Here is a 15,212-nt window from a genome sequence, read left to right on the forward strand (position 1 = left end):
CGTGATCCCCACCTCGTGATCTCCTCTGAGCGGCCTCGCCGCTGCGCCGTGCTGCTGCATCCTTCCGCCCTGCCGGGCAGCCCCGGTTGCGGCAGTTTCGGGGCGGCCGCCCACCAGTGGCTGGATCTGTTGGCCGACCAGGGCATCGCTGCCTGGCAGTTGCTGCCGCTGGCGCCCACCGATTCAACCGGTTCGCCCTACAGCTCCCCGAGCGGCTTCGCCCTCAATCCCTGGTTTCTCGATGCCGAGCAGCTGGTGGAGGAGGGCTTTCTGGATCCGGCGGACCTGAGCGGCCTCCCGGCCGGTCGCCGCGACCGCCTCGACCTGGAGGCCTGCCCAGTGCGGGCCGCTGCCCTGGGCAGCCTGCTGCTGCGGCGCTGGGACCATCAGCCGCCGGAGCAGCGGCAGGTCTTCGACGACTGGCGCCGCCAGCAGTCCGGCTGGCTCCGTGACCACAGCCAGTTCATGGTGCTGCGGGCGCTGCACGGGGAGCGCCCCTGGTGGGAGTGGCCCGCCCCCCTGGCCCGCCGCCAGCGCCGCGCCCTGGCTCGTCTGGAGCAAGACCATGCCGCCGCCCTGCTGCGGGAAGCCCTGCTCCAGTGGCACCTGCATCGCCAGTGGCAGGGGCTGCGCGACCACGCCCACCGTTGCGGCGTGCAGCTGATCGGCGATCTTCCCTTCTATGTGGCCCACGACAGCGCCGATGTCTGGGCCCATCGCCGGCTGTTTTCGGTGCGTGGCGATGGTTCGCTCACGGCCCAGAGTGGCGTGCCGCCCGATTACTTCGCGGCCACCGGCCAGCTCTGGGGCACACCGGTGTACCGCTGGTCCTGGCACCGGCTCACCGGCTTCCGCTGGTGGCTGCGGCGGTTGCAGGGGCAGCTGGAGCGGCTGGATCTGCTGCGGCTCGATCACTTCAGGGCCCTGGAGTCTTATTGGCGGGTGCCGGCCGACGCCGAGACGGCGGAGCATGGGGTCTGGCGACGTTCGCCCGGGGTGGCTCTGCTGCGGGCGCTGCGCCGCCGCTGTGGTGGCTCCTTGCCCCTGATCGCCGAAGATCTCGGCGTGATCACCCCGGCCGTGGAAGCCCTGCGGGATCGCTTCGCCTTGCCGGGCATGAAGATCCTCCAGTTCGCCTTCGATGGCAACACCGACAACGCCTACCTGCCTGAGAACTACAAGGGGGATCGCTGGGTGGTGTACACCGGCACCCACGACAACGCCACCTGCCTGGGTTGGTGGCAGAACCTCTCAGAAGATCAGCGCCGCCAGGTGGGGGAGCGGATCGGTCAGATCATCGACGCCCCGGGCTGGCAGCTGCTGGAGCTGGCGCTGGGCAGCAGGGCGGAGCTGGCTGTGGTGCCCCTCCAGGACCTCCTGCATCTCGACGACCGGGCCCGCTTCAACACCCCCGGCACGATCAGCGACAACTGGAGCTGGCGTCTGAGCGAGCCGATCGAAAGCTTGGGCGGAGCGATCGAGGGGCTGGGGGGACTGGCCCGGCGCTATGGCCGTGGGGCAGCCGGTGCCGGTGGGGAGCTGGCGGCGGGAGCAGCTGGGATCCGGAACCTGCCCCTCTGACCCGCCTGGGGGGAAACCGGCTGTCCGTCCCAGAAAACGGCAGGTCCGCTGGGCGCCGGTTCGAGCTGCAACCGGATCGGCGGCTGCATCTGCAGGACCAGCTCGCCGCTGACCCCCTCCAGTTCGCTGCGTTCGCCGGTCTCGCTGCTCAGGCTCACCCGGCTGGGGCTGAGCAGTTGCAGACGCAGGACCCCTGCCGGCAGCGTGTTGCGGGCCTCCCGTTCCCGCAGCCGCTGCATGGCCACCCCTTGCTCGGCCTGTTGCAGGGGCCTCAGATCCGGATAGGCCTTGAGCAGTTCTCCACTCGCGTCGGAGCGGGAGTCCGGCGCGCTGATCGGCAGGGGTGAAACGGGACGCAGGGTCAGCTGGTTGGCGGCAGCCAGCCTCTGCTGCTGAAGATTGATGCCGTAGATCAGGCCGGCGGTCACCACCGCGTAGAGCACCGTGCCCTGCCAGGTGGTGAACACCTCAATCGAGCCCGGGGTGAACCTGGCCAGCAGGGAGGGGCGTCTCGATCCCCAGTCGCTCTCGGGATCCGTTGGCTTCCGGGGCAGGGCCGGCTCCAGGGACCCCGGCGGCAATGCCAGGTGATGTTCGAGCAGCGGCAGCATTGTGCGCAGATAGGCCGCCTCGGGCAACCGGTCGCGCCAGCCCCGCTCAAGGGCCTCCAGAACCGGCGTGCTGATCCGCGTCTCGCTGGCGAGCTGGCGCAGGCTGAGGGCCCGCTCCTCCCGTTGTCGCCGCAACAGCTGCCCGACCCCGAGGAGGGGATCGACCTCCGGCGCGGCCGGGGTGGATGGGTGGCCCCGTTTTCGATCCAGCCAGCTCCTGAGCGGGGCAGAGAGTGTGGAGACGATCCTGGAGCGGGGCATGGTTCTGGGATCGGCTCGGTGCCGTCAGGCCTGATCGGGCCATTCTTGGCCAGCAAGGTGACGCCACTGCCCCTCCGGCAGGGTTCCCAGCTGGATCGGGCCGATCGCCACCCGCTGCAGGTCGAGAACGGGATGCCCCAGGGCTCTGGCCGTGCGCCGGATCTGGCGGTTTCGCCCCTCCCGCATCGTCAGTTCCAGCCAGCAGCCCTCGGCGCTGCGGTCAAGCGGCTGAATTCCCACCGGCAGGGCGGGCTGGCCATCGAGGGGATGCCCCCTCCGCCAGCGCTCCAGGCAGGCCGGGCTCGGCCGGCCGGCCAGCTGGACCCGATAGGTCTTGGTGTGGGCAAAGCGTGGATGGCTGAGCCGCAGGGTGAGGGCGCCGTCATTGGTGAGCAGCAGGGCGCCGCGGCTGTCGGCGTCGAGTCGGCCGACCGGGTGGAGCCCGGTCTGATCGGCGAGTTCCCTGGGCAGGAGGTCGAGCACCGTGGGGCGGCCCTGCGGGTCGTGGCAGGTGCAGAGCACCCCGGCCGGTTTGTTGAGCAGAAGCAGGATCGGAGCTGGCCGGCTGGGGAGCGCCTGGCCATCCAGTTCCACCCTGTCGTGATCGGGATCGGCCCGGTCACCGAGCTGGGCGAGCCTGCCATTGACCCGGACCCGCCCGGCGCTGATCAGCTCCTCGGCGCGGCGCCGGGAGCAGAGACCGGCCGCCGCCAGAAGTTTCTGAACACGCTCTGCCGGCATCCCCCTGGTCCGCGATCTCCCCGCCCTCTGCCGTCTGGACCGGACTGGTCAGAGGATGGTAATTTACGAAACACAAAAGTTTCCTAACTTGCGTACCGGCCCCATGCCTTCTCTCCCGATGGCCGCTTCCGATTCCTCCCATGGAATCCTTCCCAGCGGCGACCTGGTGCGTTCCTACCTGCGGGACATCGGCCGTGTGCCCCTGCTGAGCCATGAGCAGGAGATCACCCTGGGCCGCCAGGTGCAGGAGCTGATGCGTCTGGAGGAAACGGAGCTGGAACTTGAGATGCGCTCCGGTGGGGTGAAGCCCACCCTGGAGGTGCTGGCGGCGGCGCTGGAGCTGCCGGTGCCGGTGCTGAAGCGCAAGCTGATCAACGGCCGCCGGGCCAAGGAGCGGATGGTGGCGGCGAACCTGCGGCTGGTGGTGAGCGTGGCGAAGAAATACACCAAGCGGAACATGGAACTGCTGGACCTGATCCAGGAGGGCACGATCGGCCTGGTGCGGGGTGTGGAGAAGTTCGATCCCACCCGCGGCTACAAGTTCTCCACCTATGCGTATTGGTGGATCCGCCAGGGGATCACCCGGGCGATCGCCGAGAAGAGCCGCACGATCCGGCTGCCGATCCACATCACCGAAACGCTGAACAAGCTGAAGAAAGGCCAGCGGGAACTGAGCCAGGAGCTGGGCCGCACACCCACCCTGAGCGAGCTTGCTGTGGCTGTGGAGCTGCCGGAGGAGGAGGTGAAGGATCTGCTTTGTCGGGCGCGGCAACCGGTGAGCCTGGAAACGAAGGTGGGCGACGGCGAAGACACCGAACTGCTGGATCTGCTGCAGGGGGATGGCACGTTGCCGGAGGAGAACGTGGACAGCGAGTGCCTGCGGGGTGACATGCGGGCGCTGCTGGAGCAACTGCCGGAGCTGCAGCGTGATGTGCTGAAGATGCGCTACGGCATCGACGTGGAAGAGCCGATGAGCCTCACGTCGATTGCCAGAACCCTGGGCATGAGCCGCGACAAGACCCGCAACCTGGAGCGCCGCGCCCTGGACGGCATCCGCTCCCAGTCCCGCCGGCTGGAGGGTTATCTGGTCGCTTAGAAAAACTGATCGAAGTTATCGAAGTCCACGGCCCTGAAGCTGCCGTCCTGCACCTGGCCCATCAGCCGCTCCAGCTGGATCCAGAGGCCACCGGCTGTGAGCAACGACAGTAGAAATGCCACCAGAAGGGCGGTGCCACCCCCGAAGCCGAACACCTGCAGGCTGCCACCGATGAACAGGGTGACCCCCATGATGATGCCGGTGTAAGAGGCCACCGTTTCGGCCGTTCCCAGGGGAAGCAAGGCCAGGCGATCCTGCTTCCAGCCATCCAGCCGGTTCTGCACCAATCTGGAGAAGGTGAGGCCGCAGAGCAGGCTGATCAACAGTCCAACGCCGGCCAGAAAGAACGGCGGCTGGCCCACCGGCACGTATTGCAGCAGGATCTCCTGGGCGTCGAGATCGCCGAAGCCACCGCCCGCCAGCAGGCTGGCGGCCTCGCTCAGATCGATCGGCTCGGAGATCACGGCGAAGGCTGGCAAGGGTTGAAGCAGTGACCCTAGCGATCCTCTGCCTGGACCCCTGCCCCGGCTCAGGCGGCCGGCGCGAGGGGGTTGAGGCGCTGCAGCATGCCGCCTGCCAGCTTGAGGGGCGAGAAGGTGCGCCGCAGCAGCCCGAGCAGCGCCTGAAGATCCTCGGTGTGCAGATGGTTGTCACGCACCAGCATCAGCAGCAGGCGTTGACGCAGCCTCTCGCCGCGGCGCCCGAGCAGCAGCCGCAGCCCCGCACTGGCCACGGGAAGCAGATCGGCATTGGCTTCATCCTGCTCCACCACACTGAGCAGATTTTCCAGCCGCTCCAGCTGGAGCCTGCCCTGGCTGTCGAACAGCACCTCCAGCAGCTTCTCGCGCAGCTCGGCGGTGTCCCCAGCCAGCAGCCGCCTGGCCACGTAGGGGTAGGCGACCCGGATGATCCTGAAGCTCGGATCCAGCCGCAGCGCCAGGCCCTCCTGGCTCACCACCGCCCGGATGATCAGGGCGAAGCGGGCCGGCACCCGGAAGGGGTAGTCGAACATCAGCTCCGAGAAGCGGTCGGTGATCGCCTTGAAGTTGAAGGAGCCCACGTTCTCACCCAGCTGGCCACCGAGCACGGTTTCCAGCGCCGGCACGATCGGCGTGAGGTCGGCGGTTCTGCTCAGAAAGCCCAGCACCTGAAAATCCCTGGCCAGGGCTTCGAAATCACGGTTGATCAGATGCACCACCGCCGCTGTCAGGGTGAGACGGTCGGCGTTGCTGATCGAATCCATCATGCCGAAGTCGACATAGGCGACATGGCCCATCGGACCGGTTTTGCCGGGCAGGGCGAAGAGGTTGCCGGGATGGGGATCGGCATGGAAGTAGCCGAACTCCAGCAGTTGCTGCAGGCCCGCCATCACGCCGGTGCGGATCAGGGCTTCCGGGTCGAGATGGTGGGACTCCAGCTCCTGCCGGTCCTGCAGCTTGATGCCGTTGATCCAGCTGGTGGTGAGCACCCTGCGGCTGGAGAGGAGCCGCTCCACCGTCGGAACCGTGACGGCCGGATTGGTGGCGAACAGGGCGGCGAAGCGATCGGCGTTGTCGGCTTCGCGGCAGTAGTCGATTTCCTCGAACAGGCTGCGGCCGAATTCATCGATGATGTCGCCGAGGCCAAAACCGAGGTTGAGCGGCAGGAAGGGGGCGCCGAGCACGCCGATCAGGCGGATCAGCACCAGATCCCGTCGCAGCAGAAAGGCCAGGTTGGGCCGCTGCACCTTGACGGCCACCCAGTGGCCGCCGGCGATCTCAGCCTTGTAGACCTGGCCGAGGCTGGCTGCTGCCACCGGATAGGAGGGGAAGTGCTCGAAGAGTTGCTCGGCCGGTGCGCCCAGTTCGGCCTCGATCACCGCCAGGGCAACGGCGTGAGGGAAGGGGGGCAGGTTGTCCTGCAGCTGGCTGAGCTGGTCCAGCCAGTCGCGACGCACCAGGTCGGGACGGGTGGAGAGGGCCTGCCCCACCTTGATGAAGCAGGGGCCCAGACCCGAAAGGGTGGTGAGAATGCGTTTCCCCACCCGTTGCTGCACGGCCGGATCCCGGCTGTCCCCCTGCACGGCCAGGAGCACCGCCAGGCCGAGCAGTTGCCACAGCACCTCCACCAACCGGGCGATCAGGATCCAGGGCCGCAGCAGCAGCCAGCGGCGATCGGCCCGGGGGTCGTAGATGGGGCTCGGCTCCGGGGCCAGGGAGGCGAAGCGGGCCGGGGGTGACGAAACGCTTGTGGTGATGGTGGAAACTCCCGGGCAGCCACGGATCTGACCCCAGACTCTAGGAACATTCCCGCCCTGGCCATGCGCCTGCTGCACGCACTGCGCGCCCCGGGGCCTGGCCTGGCCCTGCATCTGCCGGCCCATGGCCGGGGCCGGGGTCTGGCGCCGGGACTGCGTCAGCTGCTGGCCGGCCCCCCGGGCCGCTGGGATCTGCCCGAGCTCCCCTGGATCGGCGGCCCCCTCGAAGCCGATGGCGCCGTGGCTGTGGCCCAGGGCGCTGCGGCGGCCCTCTGCGGCAGTGATCGCTGCTGGTTCGGCGTGAATGGTGCCAGCGGCCTGCTGCAGGCTGGCCTGCTGGCCCTGGCCCCGCCGGGCTCCAGGGTGCTGCTGCCCCGCAATCTGCACCGCAGCCTGTTGCACGGTTGCGTGCTGGCCCAGCTGCGGCCGGTGCTGTTCGATCTCCCCTTCGATGCCGCCACCGGCCTCTGGTTGCCGCCCACAGCGGCCCGGCTGGAGCGGGTCCTCGCCGCCGCCGGTTCTGTGGCTGCCCTGGTGCTGGTTCATCCCACCTACCAGGGCCTGGCCGCTGAACTGGCGGGGCTGATCGAGCTGGCCCACCAGCACGGCCTGCCGGTGCTGGTCGATGAGGCCCACGGCGCCCATTTCGGTGCCGCCGCCCTGCCCCCCGATCTCCTGCCGACTTCCGCGCTGGGCGCCGGCGCCGATCTGGTGGTCCAGTCGTTGCACAAGGCGGCCGGTGGGCTGGGCCAGAGCGCCGCGCTGCTGCTGCAGGGTGGCCGGGTCGCCGTTGCGGAGGTGGAGCGGGCGCTGCTCTGGCTGCAGACCACCAGCCCCAGCGCCCTGCTGCTGGCCTCCGCTGAAGCGGCCATCACCCAGCTCCACAGCCGTGAGGGTGGAGCGCAGCTGGCCCGTGCCCTGCGGATCGGCAGCCAGCTGCGGCGCAGCCTGGCGGCGGCGGGGCTGCCGCTGGTGGCCAACCAGGACCCGCTGCGGCTGGTGTTGCACACCGCGGCGTTGGGCATCAGTGGCCTGCAGGCCGATCAATGGCTGCTCGAGCGGGGCGTGATCGCCGAGCTGCCGGAACCCGGCTGCCTCACCTTCTGCCTGGGGCTGCATCCACCCCTCGGGCTGGGCTGGCGCCTGGGTCGTCGGCTGCAGCAGCTCAACGCCGCCCTCGGTGGCCAACCCCTGCCGGCGTTTCAGCCGCCTCCCCTGCCCCTGGTCGGCGAACCGGAGCTGCCGGTCGGGCAGGCCTGGCGGGCACCCTGCCAGGTCGTTCCCCTGGCCGCTGCAGCCGGCCGGGTGGCGGCGGAGCCGGTCTGCCCCTACCCGCCTGGCATTCCGCTGCTGATCCCCGGAGAGCGGATCGACCCGCCCCGGGCCGACTGGCTCCTGGAGCAGCGGCGTCTCTGGCCTGACCAGATCGCTGATAGCTTGAAGGTTGTGGCCTGAATGGCGCTGCGAATGGGCGCTTCCGGCGAGGACGGCAGTTCCGGGGCAACAGCCGGTGAAGGAACGGGTTCAGATTTCGCCTGGGACTTCGTCACCCCGGGCCTGCCGGATGGCGCCTTCGAGGACGCGCCGGGCTTCAGCCCGACGCCGATGGAGCTGCGGGTGATGCTGCTGGCGCACCTGCGGCCCCGGGCTGATTCGCTCGTCTGGGATGTGGGCGGCGGAACCGGGGCCCTCGCCCTGGAGATTGCCCGGCTGATGCCCGCCGGCGTGGTGCACACCCTCGAGCGGGATCCAGAGGCGATTGAACTGCTGGAGAAAAACCGGCGCCGCTTCGGGATCGCCAACCTGCACATCCACGCCGGGCAGGCTCCCGACGACCTTCACATCCTGCCGGGCCGGCCCGATCGGGTGCTGCTGGAGGTGGGCCGCCCGCTGCCCTCCGTGCTCAACGCCGTCTGGAGTGCGCTTCAACCCGGCGGCCGCCTTGTGATCAGCACGGCGAATCTGGAGGGGCTGGTGGATGCCACCGATACCCTCGGCCAGCTGGAAGCCCTGGATGTGCAGGTTGTGCAGGCGACGGTGCATCGCATGCAGCGGCGTGGCAGCCAGGCCCGCCTGGCGGCGGCCGAACCCCTCTTCCTGATCGCGGCAGAGCGGCACGGGTGAGCGAATCCACCAGAGCGCCAACCTCTCAACCGCGGGTGGTCAGTGGGCTGGCGGCAGGGGCGTTCGGTCTGCTGGTGGTTGGTCTGGGGGGTTGGTGGTTCACCCTGGCGGTCGGGGTGATCGTGCACCTGGCCCTGCTGGAGTTCTTTCGGCTGGCCCAGTTCAAGGGCATCAGGCCTGCCACCAAAACCACCCTGGTGGTCTGCCAGCTGCTGTTGATCGCCACCCAGTGGGCCAGCGGCGGCGGCATGGCGGCGGATCTGGCAGCGGCGGTGCTGCCGGTGTCAGGAGCGGCGATCTGCGCCTGGCTGCTTCTGCAGCCGGTCACCGGCACGATCGCCGACATCGCCGCCTCGATCTTCGGGCTGTTCTATCTCGGTTTTCTGCCCAGCCACTGGCTGCGCTTGCGCGATCTGAGCGCCGGCTCCCTGGCCCCCCACCTGGAGACGGCCGGCTGGGCCGTCAGCCCAGGGATGCTGCTCACCCTGCTGGCCTGCCTGCTGGTGGTCGCCACCGACATCGGCTCCTATGTGATCGGCCGCCGGCTGGGTCGGCATCCGCTCTCGCCGATTTCACCTGGCAAGACCGTGGAAGGGGCCCTGGGGGGGCTGGCCTGCTCCCTGCTGGTCGGTGGGCTCGGTGGGGTTGTGCTGGGCTGGCCCTGGGGCTGGGCGGTGGGCGGGCTGCTCGGTGGGCTGGTGTCGGTGTTCGCCCTGGTGGGTGATCTCACCGAATCGATGATGAAACGGGATGCGGGGGTGAAGGACTCCGGTGATGCCATCCCCGGCCATGGCGGCATCCTCGACCGGATCGACAGCTATCTGTTCACCCCGGCGGTGGTGTTCTATTACGTGACCCTGGTGTTGCCCTTGCTCGGCTGAGCGGCCGGCGGCAGTCAGGGGGTCACCTGTGCTTCGCCGTGCAGCTGGAGCATGCCCCCTTCGAGATTGGCGGTTTCGAGCCGGATGTTCGGATCCATCGGCAGGCGCAGCCTCAGGTCGCCGTCGAGGGAGAGGATGCCGAGGCTGCCGGCGATGGCCTCCGGCCTGGTTTCCAGTTCCATCAGACGGCTTTCCCCTGCCGCCTGGGCTGTGAAGACCAGGGTGTCTCGCACGATCCGCAGGCCCTTCAAAGGGCTCAGACCGAGCAGTTGCTCGCCGAGGAAATCGGCCAGGGCCTGCCAGCGCGGCCGGACCAGGGAGCCGCTGAGGCCGGCGGCGGTGAAGGCCACCTGGCCCCGCACCAGAAACGGGTGATCCAGTCGGATCGGCTCGCCCTTGAGAACCTGACCAAGCCGCAGCTGCAGCGGATCGCTGCGCAGCTGGACCAGCTCGATCTGGAGTTCCTGGTAGACCACGCGCCTGGCCATCAGGGTGATCCCCTCCAGCCGGCCGCGCAGCAGCTGGATGGCCGTGCCGTGCAACTGCAGCTCAAGGCTCTCCACCGCCTCGCACTGGCTGCGGATCCAGACCTGCAGCCCCGCTGCGATCAGTTGCAGCAGCGGGCCGCTTCCCTGGTGGATGGATGTGTCCGCAGGTTCGGAGCCGGCCATGCCAACAGCAGATGCTTGCCGTTCTCCTAACAGAGCCCGCCCAGCCCCCCACGGACAGACAGCTTGCTGAGTGGCCTTTTGCTGGCAGTGCAAGAAAGGGCGTGCTTAGAAAGAATTATCCAGGAAAACGTTTTCAATGAACAACTCCAGCCGCGCGGCCCTGCTATGGGGCGTTCTGCTCACGGCAGCCAGCACCTGTTTCGCCGTCCCGGCCCGTGCCATCGAGCCGGCCGCTGAGGCCGCTCCCGGCCGTGCCGCCCTGTTGAGCCCGGATGGCGCACCGATCGCGGCACTGCCCGCCACCGAACCGGGCATGAATCGGAATGGCACGGTTGCCCAGGCCTTCGGAACGCCTGAGTCGGTGGTCTACGAACAATCCACCGGCTGGTATGTCGGGATCGGTCTCGGCGCCGCCTGGCCCAGCGAGCTGGGCGTCCGCACCAGAAATCTGGACAATCAGGGTTTCGACAACGTCAACGGGGATGTGAGCTTTGGCGGCGGCTTCTCCGGTGATCTGGCCGTCGGCTACGACTTCGGTGCCATCCGGACGGAGCTCAGCTACGGCTACACCCGCGGCAGCGTCAACGATGTGAGCGTCTCGGACAACGGCAACGACTTCAACATCGGCTCCTCAGGCATCATCAACAAGAACGACATCTTCGCCAGCGCCTACTGGGACATCAACACCGGCAGCCGCTGGACTCCCTACCTCGGTGGAGGCATCGGCTATACCAACCTGAGCACCCCGAGGATCAGGCTTTCGGGCAACGGCAACAGCGTCTCCACCGGCAGCGACAACCAGGGCCTGTTCGGCTGGCAGGCCAAGTTGGGCGTGAGCTATGGGGTCAGCAACAACGCTGACGTGTATGTGGAAGGCACCTATTCCGGTGCCTCCGGCTTCGATGGCGACAACCTCCGCTACGACTCCTACAACGATTTCGGCGCCAAGCTCGGATTCCGCTACCGCTTCGGGCAGCCCGCCGCTGTGGTTGTTGTGGAGCCAGCCCCCGCTCCGGAGCCGATCATGCAGCCTGCTCCCGCCCCCGAACCCATCTTCCAGCCGGCTCCTGCACCTGAGCCCATCCGCGGTCTCTGGTGAACCCAGGGCCGCCTTCGGTTCACCAGGAGGCGGCCACTTTGCTGGGCTGATCCAGATGGGGAAGATGTCCGCAATCCCTGAGCTCCTGCACCCGATCGCCGAGCAGGGCCAGGGCCGCTCGCTTCAGCGGTGGCCGCAGGATCCTGTCGTCGGCGCCCCAGAGCACCTGCAGCGGTTGCGGCGGCAAGGGATCACCGCAGCCAGCGAAGCCCCCGCTGCGGGCAAAGCGCCCCAGCGCTTTGCCCCAGCCCGGCGTGCGCAGATGCAGAGAGGCGATCTCTTCTTCGGCCGGTCCCACGCTGGCTGACGGGTTCGCAAAAGCCTGGCGGCAGAGGCCCCGCCGCACCGCAGGCCGGCTCAGAAACCACACACCCAGGGCATCGAGCAGGGGTGGGATCGGCTGCGGACGGCCGGTCAGCCCCGCTGGGGCGAGCAGCAGCAGACGGCCGATCCGCTCCGGACTGCGGCGGGCCAGTTCCAGTGCCACGGCACCACCCATCGAGGCACCGATCAGACCCACGGGCCTTGCATCCAGGCTGGCGATGGCCGTCAGCACGGCATCGAGATGCCCCAGCACCCCGGCCGGGCCATCGGCGCCATCGGGTTGGCGGGGGCTGAATCCGAATCCGAACAGGTCGGGGATGAACAGCTGCGCCCGTTCGGCCAGCAGGGGCGCCAGCCGCCGGAACTCAAGCAGGGAGCTGTCGAAGCCGTGCAGCAGCAGGATCGGTTCCCCCTTGCCCAGCACGGCCACCGGCCAGCGATCCGGCCATCCCGGCAGCTCCCACCACTGCACGGCTGCGGCCAGCGACCGCCCCTGGGGGTCAGCCAGGGAGTGGGCGGCCCAGGCGAGCAGCTCCCGGCCGGAGGCGCCTGCCGCTGCTGGCTCGGGGCTCAAGAAACCGGCTCACGGCTGGCGGAGCGTTCCTCCGGGAGAAGCGCTCCGGCGGTGGTGCTCACCAGGGCGGCCAGCAGATCGGCTTCCGTCACCGGGAAGGGCAGACGGTGCAGGTCGGAGCCGGGCCGGCAGGCAAAGGCGCAGACCGCCTGCAGTTCGCCGAGCGTGGCGCCGGCCAGGCCCAGCTCGTCGAGACGGACCGGCAAGGCAAGGGAGCGGAACAGGCCGATCAGCTGACGCCGCGCCTGGGCGGCGAGCTGGCTGGAGCAGAGCAGTTCCTCCAGCCGCAGCTGCACCAGCACGCCGAAGCCCACCTTCTCGCCATGCAGGGCGCCATGGCTGGCCACCAGCTGGGTGAGGCCGTTATGGACGGCATGGGCGGCGACGGTGCGGCAGCCGGCACCACCGACCCCGCCGATCAGGCCGGCGGTGAGCGCGGCCGCTTCGGCCACCCTGACCCAGGCCTCACTGCCGGGGGAGGCGATCGCTTCCAGCCCATCGAGCAGCAGCTGGTCGCGCAGCACCCTGGCCTGCTGGACCGCCTGCTGGATCAGCCCATCGCTGCTGCCGCCACTGCTCACCGAGGCCTCGTACCACTTGGCCATCGCATCGGCGATGCCGCTGGCGAGGGTGCGGGCCGGAGCCTGGCGCACCAGTTCGTGGTCGAAGATCAGCAGATCTGGGCAGCGCTCCAGGGCCACATCCCCCTGAAAGGCACCGTTTGGTGTGTAGAGGTTGGCCAGAGCCGTCCAGCCGGCACAGGTTGCGGCGCTGCTGGGCACGGTGATGCAGGCCAGGCCGAGGCGGTGGGCGAGCAGTTTGCCGGCGTCCATCACCTTGCCGCCACCGACGGCGATCACGGCATCGACGGCGGCGCCCCGCTCGGCGGCCGCCAGGACCACCGCTGCCAGGCGGGCCAGATCCTCCTCACAACAGTCGTGTTGCAGTTCCGCCTGGAGCGGATCTAGTCCGGCGCCGCGCAGGTCGGCCAGCAGCCTGGCCCGCAGGGCGGCGGTGGCTGCGGAGCGGCCCAGCAGCAGCGGGCGGGCGCAGAGGGCGGCGATCCTGGGCAGGGATTCGGGCCAGGCCCCGGTGCCGCGCCGCACCTGGGCGGGGGCGATGGCGTGCTGGCTGACCGAGCTGCTCATGGCTTGAGGTGAGTGTCTGAATCTTAAAAGTTGCGACGGTCGGCGCGCAGATACCCCAGCGCCGAGCTGAGCGCCAGCAGCAGGGAGGGCCAGAACAGCCACCATCCCAGGCTGTGCAGGGCCTTGGCCACCTCAAGGCCCGCCGGGTTCCACTCGGCGGGCCAGAGCAGCAGCAGCAGGGAGCTGAACTGGAGGATGGTCTTGGCTTTCCCGGCGCGGGAGGCGGGGCCGCCGTCCCCCTGGCCGGACCGCCAGCCTGAGATCAGCAGCTCCCTGGCCAGCAGCAGCCACACCGCCCACAACGGCAGGCTGCCGCTGGAGCCGAGCCAGAGCAGCGGGGCGCTGATCAGGATCTTGTCGGTGAGGGGATCGAGGCGGGCCCCCCAGGCGGAGCCACCGCCGGCCCGACGGGCCAGGACGCCATCGGCCCAGTCGCTGAGGCCGCCGCTCAGCAGCAGGCCCCAGGCCAGCCCGCCCTGTCCGGCCAGCAGGGCCAGCAGCAGGGGCAGGCCGATCAGAGCGCGCGCCACGGTGAGCCCATCGGCGAGGGCCCTCGACCGGCTGGAAGCGACGGGTGGCCCTGCCTGCTGCATCGATCGGAGCGACACGGTCGATCACCGGCTGAGACCGCCAGTCTGATCGGGCAGCGGCGCCGTTCCCCCTGGATCGGCGGCGGAGCTTCTCGAACCGCGCCCCGCTGGCCTAGAACCCTTGCAGCCGCGCCGCGCCGATGACAACCGACTCCCCGTCCGCCGTTCGTGTGACGGATGCGATGACGACCCCCGTGTTCAGTGTCACCCCGGCGACCCCGCTCCAGGAGGCGGTGCAGCTCATGACCGACCACCACATCAGTGGCCTGCCGGTGGTGGATGGCAGCGGCGCCCTGGTCGGGGAACTCACCGAACAGAACCTGATGGTGAAGGAAAGCGGCTTCGATGCCGGCCCCTATGTGATGTTGCTCGATGCGGTGATCTATCTGCGCAACCCGCTCGACTGGGACAGGCAGGTGCACCAGGTGCTCGGCAGCACGGTGGGGGAGCTGATGCAGGAGCATCCCCACAGCTGCGAGGCGGATCTATCGCTGCCTGAGGCGGCCCGGCTGCTGCACGACCGCAGCACCCAGCGCCTGTTCGTGCTTGATGGCGGCAAGCTCGTCGGGGTGCTCACCCGGGGCGATGTGGTGCGTTCCCTGGCCGGCAGCCTCTAGTTCCCGCCCCTGGCCAGGCCACGATCGAACCATCGGCCACCAGCCAGCAGGGCTGGTGCGGATCGCAGGGGTGGCCGCCGGTCAGCTGACCGAAGGCCGGCAGCACCAGCCGTGGGACGGCTGGGTCCAGGCTGAAGCAGGGAAGCCGGAGCCGGTCAGCGCCGGAGCCCACCACCGCCACCGGGTGGAGATGGCCACAGAGATTGAGCCGCTCCACCCCGCCGGCCGGCGCCCGCTCCGGAGCATGGCTGAGCCAGAGCGGCCCCCTGGCGCCGCTGGGCCCGGCAGCCAATCCTTCCAGCCAGCTGCCCCGTTCGTGGTTGCCACCGATCAGGCTGAGCCGGCAGCCGAGCAGCTCCGGCAGGGCCGCCAGTTTCTGGCGCAGCTCAGCGGTGAGCCCCAGTCGGCTGTGGATCAGGTCGCCGAGCAGCACCACCTCGCGGGGACGCCAGTGATGGGCGAGCGCCAGCAGCGCATTGAGGGTGGCCAGATCGCCGTCGCTGGGCAGGGGAATGCCGTGGATCTGGAAGGTCTCCGCCTTGCCCAGATGCAGATCGGCCAGCAGCAGCAGGCCCTGGGCCGGATCCCAGATCGCCTTGGCTGCCAGCAGCTCAAGGCGATGACCGCGCCAGACGAAGGGATGGTGGCTGGGCATCCG

Annotated in this window: 16 protein-coding genes; 7 read left to right on the top strand and 9 right to left on the bottom strand. The window is 69.3% G+C overall.

Features of this window, described 5'->3' with window-relative positions; translation table 11 throughout:
* Window positions 1–15: 15 nt before the first annotated feature.
* Entirely contained in the window at window positions 16–1,581 is a 1,566-nt protein-coding gene (malQ, locus tag ACXMDY_RS01940) for a 4-alpha-glucanotransferase (RefSeq protein ID WP_259701427.1), read from the top strand.
* On the opposite strand, the gene ACXMDY_RS01945 is transcribed toward malQ, so the two are convergent.
* Together ACXMDY_RS01945 and ACXMDY_RS01950 are read right to left on the bottom strand one after the other, a co-directional pair.
* Window positions 1,506–2,453 (bottom strand): helix-turn-helix domain-containing protein, encoded by a 948-nt coding sequence (locus ACXMDY_RS01945; RefSeq protein ID WP_259701428.1) that lies wholly within the window; start codon window positions 2,451–2,453, stop codon window positions 1,506–1,508. The genes malQ and ACXMDY_RS01945 overlap by 76 nt on opposite strands.
* A gap of 24 nt (window positions 2,454–2,477) precedes the next feature.
* Entirely contained in the window at window positions 2,478–3,194 is a 717-nt protein-coding gene (locus ACXMDY_RS01950; RefSeq protein WP_259701429.1) for a pseudouridine synthase, read from the bottom strand.
* A 103-nt stretch (window positions 3,195–3,297) separates the two neighbouring features.
* Here ACXMDY_RS01950 and ACXMDY_RS01955 point away from each other — a divergent pair, with 103 nt between their 5' ends.
* On the top strand, window positions 3,298–4,290 hold the full coding sequence (locus ACXMDY_RS01955; protein WP_311133929.1) for an RpoD/SigA family RNA polymerase sigma factor: 993 nt from the start codon (window positions 3,298–3,300) through the stop codon (window positions 4,288–4,290).
* Here ACXMDY_RS01955 and ACXMDY_RS01960 read toward each other — a convergent pair.
* Both ACXMDY_RS01960 and ACXMDY_RS01965 read right to left on the bottom strand, forming a co-directional pair.
* Window positions 4,287–4,769 (bottom strand): hypothetical protein, encoded by a 483-nt coding sequence (locus ACXMDY_RS01960; protein ID WP_399243761.1) that lies wholly within the window; start codon window positions 4,767–4,769, stop codon window positions 4,287–4,289. The genes ACXMDY_RS01955 and ACXMDY_RS01960 overlap by 4 nt on opposite strands.
* A gap of 50 nt (window positions 4,770–4,819) precedes the next feature.
* Window positions 4,820–6,484 (bottom strand): ABC1 kinase family protein, encoded by a 1,665-nt coding sequence (locus tag ACXMDY_RS01965; protein ID WP_259726980.1) that lies wholly within the window; start codon window positions 6,482–6,484, stop codon window positions 4,820–4,822.
* A 105-nt stretch (window positions 6,485–6,589) separates the two neighbouring features.
* Between ACXMDY_RS01965 and ACXMDY_RS01970 the strand changes: the two genes are divergently transcribed.
* The 3 genes from ACXMDY_RS01970 to ACXMDY_RS01980 are packed head-to-tail and all read left to right on the top strand — an operon-like array spanning window position 6,590 to window position 9,531.
* Window positions 6,590–7,981: an aminotransferase class I/II-fold pyridoxal phosphate-dependent enzyme gene (locus ACXMDY_RS01970; RefSeq protein ID WP_259701432.1), complete on the top strand. Its 1,392-nt coding sequence runs from the start codon at window positions 6,590–6,592 to the stop codon at window positions 7,979–7,981.
* A gap of 12 nt (window positions 7,982–7,993) precedes the next feature.
* A complete protein-coding gene (gene cbiT / locus ACXMDY_RS01975; RefSeq protein WP_259701433.1) occupies window positions 7,994–8,650 on the top strand; it encodes a precorrin-6Y C5,15-methyltransferase subunit CbiT in 657 nt (218 codons plus the stop codon).
* The gene (locus ACXMDY_RS01980) at window positions 8,647–9,531 is read left to right on the top strand and encodes a phosphatidate cytidylyltransferase (RefSeq protein ID WP_259701434.1); all 885 of its coding nucleotides are present in this window, start codon (window positions 8,647–8,649) and stop codon (window positions 9,529–9,531) included. The genes cbiT and ACXMDY_RS01980 overlap by 4 nt, the downstream gene beginning before the upstream one ends.
* Window positions 9,532–9,545: 14 nt before the next feature.
* Here the strand turns inward: ACXMDY_RS01980 and ACXMDY_RS01985 are convergent, their stop codons facing one another.
* Window positions 9,546–10,202 carry an LmeA family phospholipid-binding protein gene (locus ACXMDY_RS01985; RefSeq protein WP_259701435.1) on the bottom strand — a complete coding sequence of 219 codons (657 nt, stop codon included), beginning with the start codon at window positions 10,200–10,202 and terminating at the stop codon, window positions 9,546–9,548.
* Between the two features lie 136 nt (window positions 10,203–10,338).
* Here ACXMDY_RS01985 and ACXMDY_RS01990 point away from each other — a divergent pair, with 136 nt between their 5' ends.
* Window positions 10,339–11,301 (top strand): outer membrane beta-barrel protein, encoded by a 963-nt coding sequence (locus ACXMDY_RS01990; protein WP_259701436.1) that lies wholly within the window; start codon window positions 10,339–10,341, stop codon window positions 11,299–11,301.
* A gap of 19 nt (window positions 11,302–11,320) precedes the next feature.
* Here ACXMDY_RS01990 and ACXMDY_RS01995 read toward each other — a convergent pair whose 3' ends face one another.
* Genes ACXMDY_RS01995 through ACXMDY_RS02005 form a run of 3 tightly spaced genes read right to left on the bottom strand, consistent with a single transcriptional unit; the run spans window position 11,321 to window position 13,940 of the window.
* Complete coding sequence (locus tag ACXMDY_RS01995; protein ID WP_259701455.1) at window positions 11,321–12,157, bottom strand: alpha/beta fold hydrolase; 837 nt, start codon at window positions 12,155–12,157, stop codon at window positions 11,321–11,323.
* A gap of 38 nt (window positions 12,158–12,195) precedes the next feature.
* The gene (locus tag ACXMDY_RS02000) at window positions 12,196–13,347 is read right to left on the bottom strand and encodes an iron-containing alcohol dehydrogenase (RefSeq protein ID WP_259701437.1); all 1,152 of its coding nucleotides are present in this window, start codon (window positions 13,345–13,347) and stop codon (window positions 12,196–12,198) included.
* 23 nt (window positions 13,348–13,370) lie between these two features.
* The gene (locus tag ACXMDY_RS02005) at window positions 13,371–13,940 is read right to left on the bottom strand and encodes a CDP-alcohol phosphatidyltransferase family protein (RefSeq protein WP_259701438.1); all 570 of its coding nucleotides are present in this window, start codon (window positions 13,938–13,940) and stop codon (window positions 13,371–13,373) included.
* A 179-nt stretch (window positions 13,941–14,119) separates the two neighbouring features.
* Between ACXMDY_RS02005 and ACXMDY_RS02010 the strand changes: the two genes are divergently transcribed.
* Window positions 14,120–14,554 carry a CBS domain-containing protein gene (locus tag ACXMDY_RS02010; protein WP_259701456.1) on the top strand — a complete coding sequence of 145 codons (435 nt, stop codon included), beginning with the start codon at window positions 14,120–14,122 and terminating at the stop codon, window positions 14,552–14,554.
* Here the strand turns inward: ACXMDY_RS02010 and pdeM are convergent.
* Window positions 14,511–15,209: a ligase-associated DNA damage response endonuclease PdeM gene (gene pdeM / locus ACXMDY_RS02015; protein ID WP_259701439.1), complete on the bottom strand. Its 699-nt coding sequence runs from the start codon at window positions 15,207–15,209 to the stop codon at window positions 14,511–14,513. The genes ACXMDY_RS02010 and pdeM overlap by 44 nt on opposite strands.
* Window positions 15,210–15,212 lie beyond the last annotated feature (3 nt).

The organism is Cyanobium sp. ULC082, from assembly GCF_977927535.1.